This is a genomic window from Cereibacter changlensis JA139 (genome assembly GCF_003034985.1).
Taxonomy (GTDB): Bacteria; Pseudomonadota; Alphaproteobacteria; order Rhodobacterales; family Rhodobacteraceae; genus Cereibacter; species Cereibacter changlensis.
Window position 1 is genome coordinate 1 of record NZ_PZKG01000318.1, and the last position, 1,602, is coordinate 1,602.

Here is a 1,602-nt window from a genome sequence, read left to right on the forward strand (position 1 = left end):
GTTGGACGCTGGTCAGCTACAGAGAGGTCGCCGACTGCGCTGGCAGTCGGGAACGCTTCAAACTCTGGCCTGGACCTACGTGTAAGTCGCCGCTCACTGTGTGAACACGACGGGCGCGACAGGCCTCTCATCGGACCACCGCCAACCGAGGGGGAGGGCAGACGCCCGCCAGGTGACACCGATGCGTGCCCGACGTCACCGGCAATTCCAAAGCCTGCAAACCCCATTCACTCAATGTGGAAGTCAACCGCGCCACATCCGTGAAGCGCCGCGGTTCGGGGCGCGCAGTGGAATAGAGGAAGATCTTGTTGCCGTCCCGATCGCGCGTGGTCAGGGTGAAGACACCGCCGCGCCGCCGATCACCATCCGCATAGACCACCGATACGTCGAGGAAACCTGCCTCTTCGACGTATTTTCTGAACTTCTTCATCGTTACGGGGATCGAGGCCACGGTCGCATTCCTTCTTCTTCAGACTGCCGTTCAAGGGGCTCCTGTCGTGAGGTCATGGTCCGAGCAGATAAGCACCATGTATCACAGGAGGATTTCGTTCAGCAAGGATTCACGTAGTCTTGTGGCTTAGCTTCGTAACGCCGCGTCACCACGCGGGGACAAGACAACCGCGCTGATATTCGTAGCAAAGCAGTTGCGCCCGAGACTAACGGCAGGCCGACCCGTCTGATGACGGTCCAGCGGGGTGATCGAGCAGATGCCGGGCGCATCACCTCAGACCGACCGATGCCGGGCCAGCCGGGTAAGCGACGGGTGCGGGCGAATGGAGGGACGACGGTCAGCACCGCCGTTACTGGCGCGGCTGACAATGGCCTATAGTCATGTCGGGACACCTGCGTCATACAATTGTCATCTTCTCGCTATGCGGGTGGTCGGTCTGCGCAGGGCGCTGCAGATGCCGGTCGATGACCGGGCAGCTGAAGGCAATGAACCGCCCGTCCTTGTTCTCCACCAGACTGCCCATCGCTGAGGGCGCGTAGCCAAACATTCTCGCCATCCGCATGAAGGAGGGGGGACCGAGGAACAGGCACTCCTTCGCATGGCGCGACCAGAGGAAGTCGTTCACGCCGTCCAGGATGCCCCGGACAATTCTGGGCGATGGCTCAAGCGTCAAAAGCCGTGTCAATTCCCATGAATTGGGCGAGGTCGTCGGCGACTCCCAGCAGATATTTCTCGGAATGCCGATTACTCCACGCCACGCATCGCGGATCATATAACTATATACCGTCTTCCCATTCCCAATTCGGCTATTACACCGCAATAGACGAGCGCCGCCTAAAACCATGCCTGCGTCATGAGCTACAACATAGGAGGCCACCGATACGACATCGTATTGGTCGCACTCATACCCCTCGCTGAGCGTCAGATCCCAGCCGAGGCGGTCCACGAACACCTCTCGCCTGTGGCTGAGGAAGGCCTCAACCAGGTCCCAACGCGCTGCGGCGCGGCCGAACTCGACTACTTCTACTTGCATAGCTCCACAACCTTTGCGGTACTTATTGCATCGCCGCATCATCGTTTACAATATCGGACCGTTGGCGTTACGGTTTTCCGTAATTTCGCGATCACCCCCTAGCAGTGAGGCCACATAA

Annotated in this window: 2 protein-coding genes; both read right to left on the minus strand. The window is 59.4% G+C overall.

Going from position 1 to position 1,602, the window contains the following annotated elements:
* Nucleotides 1-127 precede the first annotated feature (127 nt).
* A complete protein-coding gene (locus C5F48_RS23625; RefSeq protein ID WP_107666106.1) occupies nt 128-451 on the minus strand; it encodes a hypothetical protein in 324 nt (107 codons plus the stop codon).
* A 397-nt stretch (nt 452-848) separates the two neighbouring features.
* The gene (locus C5F48_RS23630; protein ID WP_170139774.1) at nt 849-1,484 is read right to left on the minus strand and encodes an acyl-homoserine-lactone synthase; all 636 of its coding nucleotides are present in this window, start codon (nt 1,482-1,484) and stop codon (nt 849-851) included.
* Nucleotides 1,485-1,602 lie beyond the last annotated feature (118 nt).